Here is a 14,315-nt window from a genome sequence, read left to right as displayed (position 1 = left end):
CGAGCAATGAAACACCACCACACGCTGGCCAGCACCCTGATCGCCTTCACGGCGGCCGCCGCCTGCATGCCCCTGGCCCACGCCCAGCGCAACCTGGCCTCCAACGGTGCCGGCACGGTGATCGCGGGCGACAACAACGCCTCGGTGACCGTCAACGGCCAGCAGATCATCACTGCCACCGACGGCAACGCCCGCGTGGAAACCACCATCGGCGGTGGCAGCGGCCGCGTGGTGGTGCAGGGTGCCTCGACCACGGTGACCAACTCCGGCAACGCCAAGCCTGCCAAGGGTGGCAAGAGCCATGACTATGTGAACAGCGACCTCTCGGGGCGCAATTTCGCGGGCGCCCAACTGGCCGGCCGCAAGTTCACCAACGTGGACCTGTCGCGCGCCAACCTCTCGGGCGCCGATCTGCGCGGGGCCGAATTCGTCAACGTGAGCATGGAGCAGGCCGACCTGCGCGGCGCCAACCTCACGGGCGCCATGATGGTCAATGTGGACCTGGACTCTGCACAGCTCGAAGGCGCCACCTGGACGGATGGCAAGCGCTGCCGCGCTGCCTGCTGAGCCCCTGCACCATCCCAGGAAAAAACGGCCCCGAGGGGCCTTTCGTCATGGGGATGCAACCGGTCAGCGGCTGCTCGGGAAGCTGAACACCGCACCTTCGCGCACGCCGGCCGAGGGCCAGCGCTGCGTGATGGTCTTGCGCTTGGTATAGAAGCGCACGGCGTCGGGGCCGTAGGCGTGCAGATCGCCGAACAGGCTGCGCTTCCACCCGCCGAAGGAATGGTAGGCCACCGGCACGGGCAGGGGTACGTTCACGCCCACCATGCCGACCTGGATGTGGTCGGTGAAATAGCGGGCGGCCTCGCCGTCGCGCGTGAAGATGCAGGTGCCGTTGCCGTACTCGTGGTCGTCGATCAGCTTCATGGCTTCCTGCAGCGTCTTCACGCGCACCACGCCGAGCACGGGGCCGAAGATCTCTTCCTGGTAGATTTTCATGCCGGGCTTGACGTTGTCGAACAGGCAGGCGCCCAGGAAGTAGCCGTCCTCGTGACCGGCCACCGTCACGCCGCGGCCGTCGACCACCAGCGTGGCGCCTTCGGCCACGCCGCTGTCCACATAGGACTTGACCTTCTCGAAATGGGGCTTGGTCACCAGCGGGCCCATGTCGTTGCCGTTGTCCGTGCCCGGGCCGACCTTCATCTTGGCGATCTCGGTCTTGAGGCCGGCCACGACCGCATCACCAGCCTCGTCGCCCACGGCCACCACCAGCGGGATGGCCATGCAGCGCTCGCCGCAGCTGCCGTAGGCGGCACCCATCAGCGCGCTCACGGCGTTGCCGATGTCGGCGTCGGGCATCACGATGGCGTGGTTCTTGGCGCCGCCCAGGGCCTGCACGCGCTTGCCATGCTTGCAGCCTTCGGAGTAGATGTACTCGGCGATGGGCGTGGAGCCGACGAAGCTCACGGCCTTGACGCGCGCATCGCGCAGCAGCGTGTCCACGGCCAGCTTGTCGCCGTTGACCACGTTGAGCACGCCTGGGGGCAGGCCGGCTTCCTGCGCCAGCTGGGCGATGAAAAGCGCGCTGGTGGGATCGCGCTCGGAGGGCTTGAGCACGAAGGTGTTGCCGCAGGCCACGGCCATGGGCCACATCCACAGCGGCACCATGGCCGGGAAGTTGAAGGGCGTGATGCCGGCGGTGACGCCCAGCGCCTGGAACTCGCTCCACGAGTCGATGCCGGGGCCGACGTTGCGGCTGTGCTCGCCCTTGAGCAGCTCGGGTGCGTAGCTGGCGTACTCGACGTTCTCGATGCCGCGCTGCAGCTCGCCGTGCGCGTCGCTGAGCACCTTGCCGTGCTCGGCGGTGATCATGGCGGCGATCTTGTCGGCGTTCTCTTCGAGCAGCACCTTGAGCCTGCTCATCACGCGGGCGCGCTTGAGCGGCGGCGTGTTGCGCCAGGCCGGGAAGGCCGCCTCGGCCGAGGCGATGGCGCGCTCCACCGTGGCCTGGCTGGCCAGCGCGACGTTGGTGCTGGACTGGCCCGTGGCGGGGTTGAAGACCGGCTGCGTGCGCTCGGTATCGGCAACGATCTGGCCCTCGATCAGGTGGCCGACGGTCGTGGTGACGCTCTTGTCGTGGTTCATGGCAAAGGAATGGCTAAAAAGTGGAACTCAGGCGGTTTCGGCGAGGGCATCGCCCAGGGCGTTGACGAGGCGGTCGATCTCGGCCTTTTCGCTGATGAAGGGCGGGGCCAGCTGGATGGTGTCGCCACCGTAGCGCACGTAGAAGCCCTTCTTCCAGCAGTTCATCGCGATTTCGTAGGGGCGGCGAGCCGGCTCGCCGGGCAGCGCGGCGATCGTGATGCCCGCGGCCAGCCCGTAGTTGCGGATATCGAGCACGTGCTTGCTGCCCTTGAGGCTGTGCACGGCCTGCTCGAAGTGGGGGCTCAGGGCCTTCACGCGGCCGATGGCGTCCTCGCTCTGCAGCAAGTCCAGCGCGGCGATGCCGGCGGCGCAGGCCACGGGGTGGGCCGAGTAGGTGTAGCCGTGCGGGAACTCGAGCATGTACTCTGGGCCGCCCGCATTCATGAAGGTGTCGTAGATCTCCTTGGTCGCCACCACGCCGCCCAGAGGCTGGGCGCCGTTGGTCACCTGCTTGGCGAAGTTCAGGATGTCCGGCGTCACACCGAAGGCCTCGGCCCCGGTCCAGGCGCCCGAGCGGCCGAAGGCGGTGATCACTTCGTCGAAGATCAGCAGGATGTTGTTCTGCGTGCAGATCTCGCGCAGGCGCTGCAGGTAGCCCACGGGCGGGATCACCACGCCGGCCGAGCCCGAGAAGGGCTCGACGATCACCGCCGCGATGTTCGAGGCGTCGTGCAGCGCGATCACGTCCAGCAGGCGGTCGGCCAGTTCCTTGCCTGTGGGCGGCATGCCCTTGTGGAAGGAGCCGGCGGCCGGCTGGGTGTGGGGCAGGTGGTCGGCTTCGACGCCCTGGCCGAAGAGCTTGCGGTTGGCCACGATGCCGCCCACCGAGATGCCGCCGAAGTTCACGCCGTGGTAGCCCTTTTCGCGGCCGATCAGGCGCGTCTTGCTGGCCTGGCCCTTGGCACGCCAATAGGCGCGCGCCATCTTGAGCGAGGTATCGGCCGACTCGGAACCCGAGCCCGTGAAGAACACGTAATCGAGGCCGTCGGGCGTGATGGCCTTGATGCGGTTGGCCAGCTCGAACGAGAGCGGGTGGCCGAACTGGAAGGCCGGCGCATAGTCGAGCTTGAGCGCCTGCTTGCCCACGGCCTCGGCGATCTCGCGGCGGCCATGGCCCAGGCCCGTGCACCACAGGCCCGACAGGCCGTCGAAGATCTTGCGGCCGTCGGCGTCGGTGTAGTAGGCACCGCTGCCCTCCACGATCATGCGCGGGGCCGCCTTGAACTGGCGGTTGGCCGTATAGGGCATCCAGTGCGCGTCGAGCCAGGCGGCATCCAGGCGGTCACCGCCGGCGTCGGAAGCAGGTTTTTCGATGTTGACGAAGCTCATGGGAAATCTCCAGTGCAAAACAACGGCCGCAAGGGCAGGCCGATGCGGGTCTCGGGCGGATTGTTGCCCCCGGTGTTAATCTCTCAAATAGTGCAATATCAATGTTTACTTGCGTATTTTTGCAAGTAATGACGGGACCTCCATGAACACCAAGAACCGCGCCGTGCTGGGCCAGCTCAGCGACATGGACCTGCGCCTGCTGCAGGTGTTCAAGGCCGTGGCCGAATGCGGCGGCATGTCGGCCGCGGAGCTGGAACTCAACATCGGCACCAGCACCGTGAGCCGCCACGTCAAGGACCTGGAAACCCGCCTGGGCCTGAACCTGTGCCGGCGCGGGCGGGCCGGTTTCGCCCTCACGCCCGAGGGGCAGCGCGTCTACGACGAAACGCTGCGCCTGCTGGCCTCGGTACAGGGTTTCCGCAATGCGGTGGACGACATCCACGCGCGCATGGGCGGGCAGCTCGCCGTGGCGGTGTTCGACAAGACGGCCACCAACCCGGCCGCGCGCATCGGCGATGCCATTGCCGCCTTTGCCAAGCAGGCCCCCGATGTGCACCTGCAGATGCATGTGGGCACCATCAACGCCATCGAGCGCGGGGTGATCGACGGCACCTTCCAGGTCGGCATCATCCCGGCGCACCGGGCCTCGCAGAGCCTGCTCTACACCGATCTGTTCACCGAGACCATGCTGCTGTACTGCGGCGCAGGCCACCCGCTGTTCGGCATCGACGACACCGCGCTCGACTGGGAGGCCCTGCGCCACCAGCCCTTCGCCGGCCTGGGCTACCACTCGCCCAACATGGAGCTGAGCCACCAGGCGCGCCTGTCGCGCACGGCCACGGGGTTCGACCAGGAGTCCATTGCCACGCTGATCCTCTCGGGCCGCTACCTCGGTTTCCTGCCCGACCACTATGCCGAGGTCTTCGAGCGGCGCGGCCTGATGCAGGCCGTGCAGCCCGCGCTGCTGCGCTACAGCTGCAAGTTTGTGGGCCTGCTGCGCCGCTCGCCCGAGCCCTCGCGCGCGGCACAGGCCTTCCAGCAGTGCCTGGTGCAGGCCCACGCCCTAAACCCGACTGCGCAGCAGGGGTGACCGGCGGGCTGGCGCATTCAGGGCAAGCTGCCCGATAATTAGGCACCCACCCCGGAGCACAGCACCATGGCGTCCATTTCCTCGATCGGCTCATCCGGCATGCAGGCCGCCCAATTGCGGCTGGATGCCTCGGCCAACAACGTGGCCAACATGAACACGCCGCGCTACCAGCGCCAGGTGGTCGAGCAGGAAGCCACGCCAGGCGGTGCCGGCGTCACCGGTTCCGTGCGCCGCAGCCAGGAAGAGGGCGTGGCGCTGGAGCAGGAAGCCGTCGAGCAGATGTCGGCCACCTACGCCTTCAAGGCCAGCCTGCAGGTGGTCAAGACCCAGGACCAGATGATGGGCTCCTTGCTGGATGTGAAGGCCTGACCAGCAAGCTGAGCGCAATGAAAAAGGCGGCCCCCGGGCCGCCTTTGCTTTTTGCGCTTTTCGAGCTCAGCGCAATTCGCCGTACTGCGTGCTGCTCAGGTCCGGGCCGCGCTCTTCCGAGCCGGGCATTTCCGTGTCCTCGAAGCCGGTCGCATTGGGTGGCCGGGGGCGGATCGGGCCCGAGCGCACGGGCACACCACCGGGGCGCGCCGGGGTGACGGGCGTGGGGTTGGTACCGGCGGCGTCGGCCAGGGCGCGCTTGAAGGCGGCCACTTCATCGGCCTCGATGGGCTCGAAGCGCGGCACGGGGCGGGTGGCTTCGTAGTCCACCGGCGCGGTGGGGCGGGCCGTGCCCGTCAGCGGTGCCGGGGCCGTCGCCACGGGCGCTGCGGCGCGCAAGGGTGCCGGGCGCGAAATGGGTGCGGACGGCGTGGCCGTCAGCGGGGCAGGGGCCGACACCGGCGGCAGCGGGCGCCGCACGGCGGCGGGGACCGGAGCGGCACCGCCCACCGGCAAGGCCGCACCCAGCGGCGCGATGCCTTTTTGCGGAATGCCCACGGCCACATGGTCGTTGATGCGCCAGTACACGGCGGTCACCAGGATGTCGTAGCGCGTCTTGGCGGTCTGGGCGATCAATGCCTCGATCTCGGACAGGCGCACGGTCTCGCCGCCGTACTCGCGCGCCAGGTCCATCATCACCAGGAACTGGCGGCCACGCTGGTCCAGCGACAACACCTTGAATTTGTAACTGGCCGACAGCACGCCGGCACGCACCATGGCGTCGCGCACCACGGTGTAGAGCAGTTCGCGGCGCTCCATGCGCTCGTTCTTGCGGTTGGCGGCGTGCTCGGGCGGCACGGTGTCGACCAGGGGTTTGCCGCCCTGGCGGCCAGCAGACAGTGGCACCGTGGCGTCGGCGTTGAGCAGGCCCGAAGTCTCCGACGCCGCATTGGGCCGGGGCTTGGGCGGTGCCGGTTTGCGGCTGAACCAGCTGAACAGTGACATGGCTTGCTTTCCTCGGAGTGCGCCTGCAATGGGTTGTCCGATTCGAGTGTAACGCGAGCCCATGGCCCGCATTGATGCCACCGGTCCCAAAAGGGGTGCCGGCTGACAGGGAATGTCAGGTCGCCGCAACGCGCCGGCGGCGATTGCCCAGGCGCTTAGCCAGCACCGAGCCCGCAGCCATGGCCAGGCCCAGGGCAATGGCGGGCTGGCGGTTGGTCAGTTCGGTGAAACGGATGGCCGTCAGGCTCCACAGCTTGCACGGCCCGGTGGCCTGCACCGTGGCACTGCGCGCCCGGTGCGAAAAGAAGGCCCCCTCGCCCAGCACCGAGCCCGGGCCCACGATGGCCAGGCGCAGGCGCTCCTTCTCGTCCTGGAAGTGCACGCTCAGGCTGCCGCTCTCCACAAAGTACAGGGTGCGGTCCGTCGTACCCTGCTGGAACAGCACATGCCCCGAAGGCAGAATGCAGGGCAGCAGGTACGAAGCCACCGTGTCCCATTGCGCAGGGGTGAGCGGGTTGTTCATGCTGTCGTCGGCACTGGCCTGGGCGATGGCATCGATCAGGCCCTGCAGATCGGCTTTGGTGGCAGCGGGGGATAGGACGTTCATGGTTGTCCTTAAAGTAACCCTGTTACAGGTTGCGCACAAGCGCTGTTTACGTCCGTTTACAACAAAAGCGCCCAGGCAGGCGATGGCCGCAGGCTACTTTCCGATGCAAAAGCTCGAGAAAATCACGCCCAGAAGATCATCGGACGTGAACTCTCCGGTAATCGCCCCCAGCGCGTTCTGCGCCAGGCGCAGTTCTTCGGCCAGGATGTCAAGGGCCGGGGCCCGTGCCTGTAACTGCATGTGCGCTTCATCGAGGTGTGCTGCCACTGCCTGCAGCGCCTGCACATGGCGCGCGCGGGCGATGTAGACACCCTCGGGCGCCGACTGCCAGCCCGCCACCGTGAGCAGCGTACGGCGCAGCTCTTCCAGGCCGGTGCCCGTGCGCGCCGACAGCCGCACCGAGCGGCCCGGGCCCTGCAGCCGGGCGGCCACGGCTTCGTCCACGCAATCGATCTTGTTCCAGACGTCGATCACAGGCACCGACGCCGGCAGGCGCTGCGCCATGTCGGCGCCGATGGCCGCATCGCTGGCCGCGTAGTCCGCCGTGTCGGCGCGCGACAGGTCGTGCAGGAACAGCACGGCATCGGCCGCGGCGATCTCGTCCCAGGCGCGCGCGATGCCGATGCGCTCCACCGGATCGTCGCTGTCGCGCAGTCCGGCCGTATCGACGACGTGCAGCGGCACGCCCTCGATCTGGATGGTCTGCTGCACCTTGTCGCGCGTGGTGCCGGCAATCGGGGTCACGATGGCAAGCTCCGCCCCCGCCAGCGCGTTGAGCAGCGAGCTCTTGCCCGCGTTGGGCTGGCCGGCGATCACCACCTTGATGCCCTCGCGCAGCAGCGCACCTTGCTGGGCGCGCTGGCGCACACGCGCCAAAGTCTCTTGCAGCCGGTCGAGCTGGCCCTGGGCATCGGCCTGCTGCAAAAAGTCGATGTCCTCCTCGGGGAAATCCAGCGTCGCCTCCACCAGCATGCGCAAGTGGATCAGCGCATCGCGCAGCGCGTGTATCTCGTTCGAGAAGGCGCCCGTGAGCGAGCGGCTCGCACTGCGCGCCGCCGCCGAAGTCGAGGCGTCGATCAAATCGGCAATCGCCTCGGCCTGGGCCAGGTCGATCTTGTCGTTGAGAAAAGCGCGCTCGGTGAACTCCCCGGGCTCGGCCACGCGCAGCCCGGCCAGCAAGGCCCCGCCGCCATCGGCCCGCGCAGCGGCCGCCGCCTCCAGGCAGCGCGCCACCAGCAGCTGCAGCACCACCGGGCCGCCATGGGCCTGCAGCTCCAGCACGTCCTCCCCCGTGTACGAATGCGGCGCCGGAAAGTACAGCGCCAGCCCCTGGTCGATGGCCTGGCCCTCGGCATCACGAAACGGCAGGTAATGCGCCTCGCGCGGGCGCAACTCGCGCCCGCACAGGGCCTGCACCAGCGGCGCGATGCCCTTGCCCGACACGCGCACGATGCCCACGGCGCCGCGCCCCGGGGCAGTGGCAATGGCAACAATGGGGTCGGCGTGGCGGGCGAGCATGGGGAGCGACTTTAACGGGATGCAAGGAAAAAGGCCGCTTGCGCGGCCTTTCGGGAGTTTCTGCGATCAGGCGGTGATCACTTGAAACTGGGCAGGTTGAACTGCGGTGGCACGCCCATGCGGGTGTTGATGATCCACTGCTGCGCGATCGACAGGATGTTGTTCGTCAGCCAGTACAGCACCAAGCCGGCCGGGAAGAAGAAGAACATCACGCTGAAGATCAGCGGCATGAACCACATCATCTTGGCCTGCAGCGGGTCCGGCGGGGCGGGGTTCAAGGCCGTCTGCAGCAGCGAGCTCAGCGTCATCAGCAGGGGCAGGATGAAGAACGGGTCCGGTGCCGACAGGTCGTGGATCCAGCCGATCCAGGGCGCATTGCGCATTTCCACGCTGGACAGCAGCACCCAGTACAGGGCGATGAACACGGGGATCTGGATCATGATGGGGAAGCAGCCACCCATGGGGTTGACCTTCTCCTCGCGGTAGATGCGCATCATCTCCTGCTGCATCTGCTGCGGTTTGTCCTTCAGGCGCTCGCGCATCTCCATGATCTTGGGGTTGATGGCCTTCATCTTGGCCATGCTGGCGTAGGCCTTGGCGTTGAGCCAGTAGAAGGCGATCTTGAGCAACAGCACCAGCGCCACGATGGCCCAGCCCCAGTTGCCCAGGATCTTGTGCAGCTGGTCCAGCAGCCAGTACAGCGGCTTGGACAGAATGGTCAGCCAGCCATAGTCCTTCACCAGCTCCAGGCCGGGGGTCAGCGCTTCCAGCGTCTTCTCGACCTGCGGGCCGGCGAACAGGCGTGCGTCCACGGTCTTGCTGGCGCCGGGGGCAATCGCGCCCAGCTGGGTGATCATGCCCACCGAGTACAGGTTGGTGTCCACCTTGCGCATGAACAGGTTGCGCGGGATGTCATTGCCCAGCAGCCAGGCGGTGGCGAAGTAGTGCTGCACCATGGCCACATAGCCGTTGGTCGAATCCTTCTGGATGTCAACCTTGCCGGCCTCGATGTCCTTGAACTCGACCTTCTGGTACTTCTTGGCCTCGGTATAGACCGCCGGGCCGGTGAAGGTGGAATAGAACGACGATTCGCCTGGCGGCTTGTTGCCGTCGCGCACCAGCTGCAGGTACAGCTCGGGCGACACGGGGGCCGTGCCGGTGTTCACCACCTCGTGCTTCACGGCGATGTCGTACTGGCCGCGCTTCACGGTCCAGGTCTTGACCAGCTTCACGCCGCCCTGCTCGGGCGACTCGAAGCGGATGGACAGCTCGTCCTGCCCGTCCTTGAGCTCGCGCGGGCCGGCCACGGCCGTCATCAGCGTCTTGTGCGTGGGAAAGGCACCGCCTATCAGGCCGGTCTGCGCCACGTACACGCGGTTCGCGCTCTCGTCCAGCAGCAGGAAGTTCTTGCCGCTCTTGTCGCCGATGTCGGCGTGCTTGAGCAACTCGGCATGCGTCAGCGAGCCGCCTTCGCTGTCGAAGGTGAGGCGGTAGACGTCGGTCGTCACCTGCACGCGCTCACGCGTGGCGGGTGCGGCCGAGGGCGCAGGCTGGCCGGGCACGGCCGATGCGCCCTGCGCCGATGCGGTCGCAGGTGCTGCCGAATTGGTGGTGGAGGGCACGCTCGCAGCGCCGGCCGAAGCCGAGGCCGTCCCCGCAGGTGCCGTCGCGGCCACGGGGGCTGCGGTGGGGAAGAAGGTGGCCTTGTTGCCGTTGTGCAACTGCCACTTGTCCCACAGCAGAACCATGGAAAAGCCAAAAATCACCCACAGTATGGTGCGGCGAATGTCGTTCATGAAGACTTCTTTGGTGAGGATGTTGGAGTGGTGGACGACGAAGGATCGAGCCGTGAGAACAAGCGCATGCTGCGCGGCAATTCTTGCGGGACCGGGTCAAGGCCCCCGTCGCACCAGGGGTGGCAGCGAACCAGCCTGCGCACCGTGAGATAACTGCCGGCCGCAGCGCCATGCTGCTCCAGCGCCTGCAGCGAGTACACCGAACAGGTCGGCTCGAAGCGGCAGGCCGAGCCCAGCCAGGGGCTCAGGAACAGCCGATAGCCCTTGACCACCCCGATCAGCAGCGCCCGCATCATGGCGCAACCGCCGACGCCCGTGGCACGCTGGGGCTTTTGCCGCTTCTGCTACCACCGCCGCTGTCCTTGCCAGCCGCGCCGCCGGCGCCCTGGCCATGGCCCGAACGCTTGGTGGCGTAACCGAACAGCTGCAGCAGCTCGGCCCGCACCGCCTGCTTGAGCTGGTCGGACGTGGCGCTGATGAACTGCTTGCGGTCGAAGGTGCTGCGCAGGCGCACCACGTGCGCGGCCTGGGGCAGGCGCGCCTCGAAGGTGGCGCCCACGGTGTAGATCTGCCGTTTGATGGTGTTGCGCGTGACCGCACGGCGCGCCCAGCGCTTGGGCACCATGGCGCCCAGCCACACGGCGTCGGAAACGCCGAACAGGGCCTGCGGCGAGGTGCCGGGCCCTGAGTCATCGGGTGCGGATGCAGCGGCCACTGCCCTGGAATCGCCAGACGCAACAACGGCACCGCCAGAACTGGCAGCGCCGTCGGCGCCCAGCACCAGGCGGTGCAGCGCAAAATGGGCGGTACGGGAAACGGTGCCCCCCGCCATGGCGGCCTGGAACTGCGGACGGGTTTTCAGCCGTTGCATGCTGCAAGCGCCCCGTTTGGTACCTGACGGCGCAAACCGGGGTGCAGGCCCAGGACCTTGCCGGCCTTAGACAGCCAGGCGCTTGCGGCCATTGGCGCGGCGAGCGTTGATGACGGCACGGCCGCCGCGGGTCTTCATGCGCACGAGGAAACCGTGGGTGCGGGCGCGGCGGGTCTTGGAGGGCTGGTAAGTACGTTTCATGGCTCTAATCCTTGAGGTTCAGTTCCGGACTGCTGCGCAAAAAACGGCACGCCCGGTCAAATCACCCTGAACACATTCAGGGAAACCCAAAATTATCGCAGGCTTGTGCCCCGCTGGCAATGCCTGCGGCAGGGAAGACCCTGTGGCGCGCTGGAATCAGCCGTTCAAAATGCCTTTTCCAGCCCCGGACGCAGGGGGCAAGCCCGTTGCACCACCCGGCCTTCCAAATTGTGGATAACTCCTTGACAAGCTACAATGCCAGGTCCAGCACCGTTCCTCCTATCCACAAAAAGAATCACCCGATAAATGACCGAGGAACCCTCCAGCAGCTCCGCATCCAACCCCGGAGCCGATGCAGGCCAGAGCCTGTGGCAGGCCTGCCTAGAACAACTGGCGCAAGACCTGCCCGAGCAGCAGTTCAACACCTGGATCAAGCCCCTCGTGGCGCAGGTGACGGAAGACTTCTCCAAGGTGACGCTGTTCGTCGCCAACCGCTTCAAGCTCGACTGGATCCGGGCCCAGTACGCCAAGCGCATCTCGCTGCTCCTCGAAGACCTGTACGGCCAGCCCGTCACACTGGAGTTAGCGCTTGCTCAACGTGAAGCCGTTACCCGCACTTATGTCCGCCCCAATGCAGCGGGCACGCAGACCCCGGTTTCGTACAGCGACCAGCAAGGCCAGGGGCAGGGCAGCAGCAACAGCAACAGCAACTCCGGTAACGGCAACAGCGCCAGCAGCGCCCCCGACGAATCGGCGACCGCCTTCCGCAACCGCCTGAACGCCGGCCTCACCTTCGAGACCCTGGTCGAGGGCACGGCCAACCGCATGGCGCGCTCGGCTGCCATGCACGTGGCGGGCATGCCCGGCCACCTGTACAACCCGCTGTTCATCTACGGCGGTGTGGGCCTGGGCAAGACCCACTTGGTGCACGCTGTGGGCAACCGCCTGCTGGCCGACAAGACCGACGCCAAAGTTCTCTACATCCATGCCGAGCAATTCGTGTCGGATGTGGTTAAGGCCTACCAGCGCCGCACCTTCGACGAGTTCAAGGAGCGCTACCACTCGCTGGACCTGCTGCTCATCGACGACGTGCAGTTCTTCGCCAACAAGGACCGCACGCAGGAAGAGTTCTTCAACGCCTTCGAAGCCCTGCTGGCCAAGAAGAGCCACATCGTGATGACCAGCGACACCTACCCCAAGGGCCTGGCCAACATCCACGAGCGCCTGGTCTCGCGCTTCGACTCGGGCCTCACCGTGGCCATCGAGCCGCCCGAGCTCGAAATGCGCGTGGCCATCCTGATCAACAAGGCCCGCGCCGAAGGCATCGAGATGCCCGAGGAAGTCGCCTTCTTCGTGGCCAAGAACGTGCGCTCCAACGTGCGCGAGCTCGAAGGCGCGCTGCGCAAGATCCTGGCGTACTCGCGCTTCAACCAGAAGGAAATCTCCATCCAGCTGGCGCGCGAGGCGCTGCGCGACCTGCTGTCCATCCAGAACCGGCAGATCTCGGTGGAAAACATCCAGAAGACGGTGGCGGACTACTACAAGATCAAGGTCGCCGACATGTACAGCAAGAAGCGCCCGGCCAGCATTGCCCGCCCGCGCCAGATCGCCATGTACCTGGCCAAGGAGCTCACGCAAAAGAGCCTTCCCGAGATCGGTGAATTGTTCGGCGGGCGCGACCACACCACCGTGCTGCACGCGGTGCGCAAGATCTCGGGCGAACGCCAGCAGCTCACCGAGCTGAACCAGCAGCTGCACGTGCTGGAACAGACCCTCAAGGGCTAAGCCCGGTGCATTCCGCCAAGCGCATTTCTGTAAGAGCGTGTTCTATGCCACAAAGCCAGGGTGAACACGTACTTACAAGGCAAAATGGGGGGTTATCGGGCAGCCGGGGGGCACAACCCGTGCCGCTGCCCGCACCGTTCCAATAAGATCCACAAGCAAGGGGTTGATGACATGATCGTCCTGAAGGCAACACAAGACAAGGTACTCGCGGTTCTGCAATCCGTGGCTGGCATCGTGGAGCGCCGCCACACCTTGCCCATTCTGGCCAATGTGCTGATCCGCAAGACCGGCAATGCGCTGCAGCTGACGACCAGCGACCTCGAAATCCAGATCCGCACCACGGCCGAGCTGGGCGGCGACACGGGCGACTTCACCACCACCGTGGGCGCGCGCAAGCTCATCGACATCCTGCGCACCATGCCCAGCGACCAGACGGTGAGCCTCGAATCCGCCCAGTCCAAGCTCATCCTCAAGGGCGGCAAGAGCCGCTTCACCCTGCAAAGCCTGCCGGCAGAGGACTTCCCGCTGGTGCAGGAATCGGCCGCCTTCGGCCCCGTATTCGCCGTGCCGCAAAAGACGCTCAAGGACCTGCTGGGCCAGGTGTCGTTTGCCATGGCGGTGCAGGACATCCGTTACTACCTCAACGGCATCCTGTTCGTGGCCGAGGGCAAGCAGCTGTCCCTGGTGGCCACCGACGGCCACCGCCTGGCCTTTGCCAGCGCCACGCTGGATGTGGAAGTGCCCAAGCAGGAAGTCATCCTGCCGCGCAAGACCGTGATCGAGCTGCAGCGCCTGCTGTCCGACGCCGGCGGCGAGAACCAGCCCCACATCGAGATGCAGTTCGCCAACAACCAGGCCAAGTTCACCTTTGGCGGCATGGAGTTCGTGACCAAGCTGGTCGAAGGCAAGTTCCCCGATTACAACCGCGTCATCCCCAAGAACCACAAGAACAACCTCACGCTGGGCCGCGCCCCGCTGCTGGCCAGCCTGCAGCGCACCGCCATCATGACCAGCGACAAGTTCAAGGGCGTGCGCCTGAACCTGGAGCCCGGCACCCTGCGCGTGGCGTCCAACAACGCCGAGCAGGAAGAGGCCGTGGACGAGCTCGACATCGACTACGGTGGCGACACCATCGAGATCGGCTTCAACGTCACCTACCTGATCGACGCCCTGGCCAACATGGGCCAGGACATGGTGAAGGTGGAGCTCTCCGACGGCAACAGCTCCGCGCTGCTCACCATCCCCGACAACGACAGCTTCAAGTACGTCGTGATGCCCATGCGCATCTAGCCCGGTGCACCGGGTGCCCCCGTACCCCGGCGGACACCCTTGCAAGCTATTGAATTGATAGCTACCTGACCCCATCTGATGGGAATCAGAGCACTGTTTGAACCCTATTGACAGATATCGGAAGCCCACCCCGGCTTCCCCGGACCCCAAGGCCACCATGACCGCTGACAACAACCTGCCCGAGCAAGAACCTACCGGCACTGGTGAGCCCGCTCCGCAAAAGATCGACACCAACCAGGCCGGCGC

At 66.3% G+C, this 14,315-nt stretch carries 14 protein-coding genes; 5 read left to right on the top strand and 9 right to left on the bottom strand.

Annotation, left to right across the window (positions count from 1 at the left end):
• Positions 1 to 6 precede the first annotated feature (6 nt).
• A complete protein-coding gene (locus ACK59X_RS30770) occupies positions 7 to 567 on the top strand; it encodes a pentapeptide repeat-containing protein (protein WP_409962646.1) in 561 nt (186 codons plus the stop codon).
• 63 nt (positions 568 to 630) lie between these two features.
• Here the strand turns inward: ACK59X_RS30770 and ACK59X_RS30765 are convergent, their stop codons facing one another.
• Together ACK59X_RS30765 and ACK59X_RS30760 are read right to left on the bottom strand one after the other, a co-directional pair.
• Entirely contained in the window at positions 631 to 2,148 is a 1,518-nt protein-coding gene (locus ACK59X_RS30765) for a CoA-acylating methylmalonate-semialdehyde dehydrogenase (RefSeq protein WP_409962644.1), read from the bottom strand.
• Between the two features lie 27 nt (positions 2,149 to 2,175).
• Positions 2,176 to 3,537, bottom strand: coding sequence for an aspartate aminotransferase family protein (locus ACK59X_RS30760; protein WP_409962642.1), 1,362 nt, complete (start codon positions 3,535 to 3,537; stop codon positions 2,176 to 2,178).
• 142 nt (positions 3,538 to 3,679) lie between these two features.
• Here ACK59X_RS30760 and ACK59X_RS30755 point away from each other — a divergent pair, with 142 nt between their 5' ends.
• Both ACK59X_RS30755 and ACK59X_RS30750 read left to right on the top strand, forming a co-directional pair.
• Positions 3,680 to 4,627, top strand: coding sequence for a LysR family transcriptional regulator (locus tag ACK59X_RS30755; protein ID WP_409962640.1), 948 nt, complete (start codon positions 3,680 to 3,682; stop codon positions 4,625 to 4,627).
• Positions 4,628 to 4,693: 66 nt separating this feature from the next.
• Entirely contained in the window at positions 4,694 to 4,996 is a 303-nt protein-coding gene (locus ACK59X_RS30750) for a flagellar basal body protein (RefSeq protein ID WP_409962638.1), read from the top strand.
• 66 nt (positions 4,997 to 5,062) lie between these two features.
• On the opposite strand, the gene ACK59X_RS30745 is transcribed toward ACK59X_RS30750, so the two are convergent.
• From ACK59X_RS30745 to rpmH, 7 genes are all read right to left on the bottom strand, one after another.
• Entirely contained in the window at positions 5,063 to 6,001 is a 939-nt protein-coding gene (locus ACK59X_RS30745) for a hypothetical protein (protein ID WP_409962636.1), read from the bottom strand.
• Between the two features lie 115 nt (positions 6,002 to 6,116).
• Positions 6,117 to 6,608: a Crp/Fnr family transcriptional regulator gene (locus tag ACK59X_RS30740; protein WP_409962634.1), complete on the bottom strand. Its 492-nt coding sequence runs from the start codon at positions 6,606 to 6,608 to the stop codon at positions 6,117 to 6,119.
• Between the two features lie 93 nt (positions 6,609 to 6,701).
• Positions 6,702 to 8,126 carry a tRNA uridine-5-carboxymethylaminomethyl(34) synthesis GTPase MnmE gene (gene mnmE, locus ACK59X_RS30735; RefSeq protein ID WP_409962632.1) on the bottom strand — a complete coding sequence of 475 codons (1,425 nt, stop codon included), beginning with the start codon at positions 8,124 to 8,126 and terminating at the stop codon, positions 6,702 to 6,704.
• Positions 8,127 to 8,203: 77 nt separating this feature from the next.
• Complete coding sequence (gene yidC, locus ACK59X_RS30730; protein WP_409962630.1) at positions 8,204 to 9,922, bottom strand: membrane protein insertase YidC; 1,719 nt, start codon at positions 9,920 to 9,922, stop codon at positions 8,204 to 8,206.
• Positions 9,919 to 10,218 (bottom strand): membrane protein insertion efficiency factor YidD, encoded by a 300-nt coding sequence (gene yidD / locus ACK59X_RS30725; RefSeq protein ID WP_409962628.1) that lies wholly within the window; start codon positions 10,216 to 10,218, stop codon positions 9,919 to 9,921. The genes yidC and yidD overlap by 4 nt, the downstream gene beginning before the upstream one ends.
• On the bottom strand, positions 10,215 to 10,793 hold the full coding sequence (locus tag ACK59X_RS30720) for a ribonuclease P protein component (RefSeq protein WP_409962626.1): 579 nt from the start codon (positions 10,791 to 10,793) through the stop codon (positions 10,215 to 10,217). Before ACK59X_RS30720 ends, yidD begins: the two co-directional genes overlap by 4 nt.
• Before the next feature lie 66 nt (positions 10,794 to 10,859).
• The gene (rpmH, locus tag ACK59X_RS30715; RefSeq protein ID WP_409962624.1) at positions 10,860 to 10,994 is read right to left on the bottom strand and encodes a 50S ribosomal protein L34; all 135 of its coding nucleotides are present in this window, start codon (positions 10,992 to 10,994) and stop codon (positions 10,860 to 10,862) included.
• A 306-nt stretch (positions 10,995 to 11,300) separates the two neighbouring features.
• Here rpmH and dnaA point away from each other — a divergent pair, with 306 nt between their 5' ends.
• Complete coding sequence (gene dnaA / locus ACK59X_RS30710) at positions 11,301 to 12,779, top strand: chromosomal replication initiator protein DnaA (protein ID WP_409962622.1); 1,479 nt, start codon at positions 11,301 to 11,303, stop codon at positions 12,777 to 12,779.
• A 171-nt stretch (positions 12,780 to 12,950) separates the two neighbouring features.
• On the top strand, positions 12,951 to 14,069 hold the full coding sequence (dnaN, locus tag ACK59X_RS30705; protein WP_409962620.1) for a DNA polymerase III subunit beta: 1,119 nt from the start codon (positions 12,951 to 12,953) through the stop codon (positions 14,067 to 14,069).
• The last annotated feature ends 246 nt before the right edge of the window (positions 14,070 to 14,315 follow it).

Origin of the sequence: Acidovorax sp., assembly GCF_046339755.1 — a bacterium.
In the GTDB taxonomy this organism is placed as follows: Bacteria; Pseudomonadota; Gammaproteobacteria; order Burkholderiales; family Burkholderiaceae_C; genus Acidovorax.
Note: the sequence above shows the minus strand (reverse complement) of the source record. Positions and strands in the feature narration are given on the sequence as shown.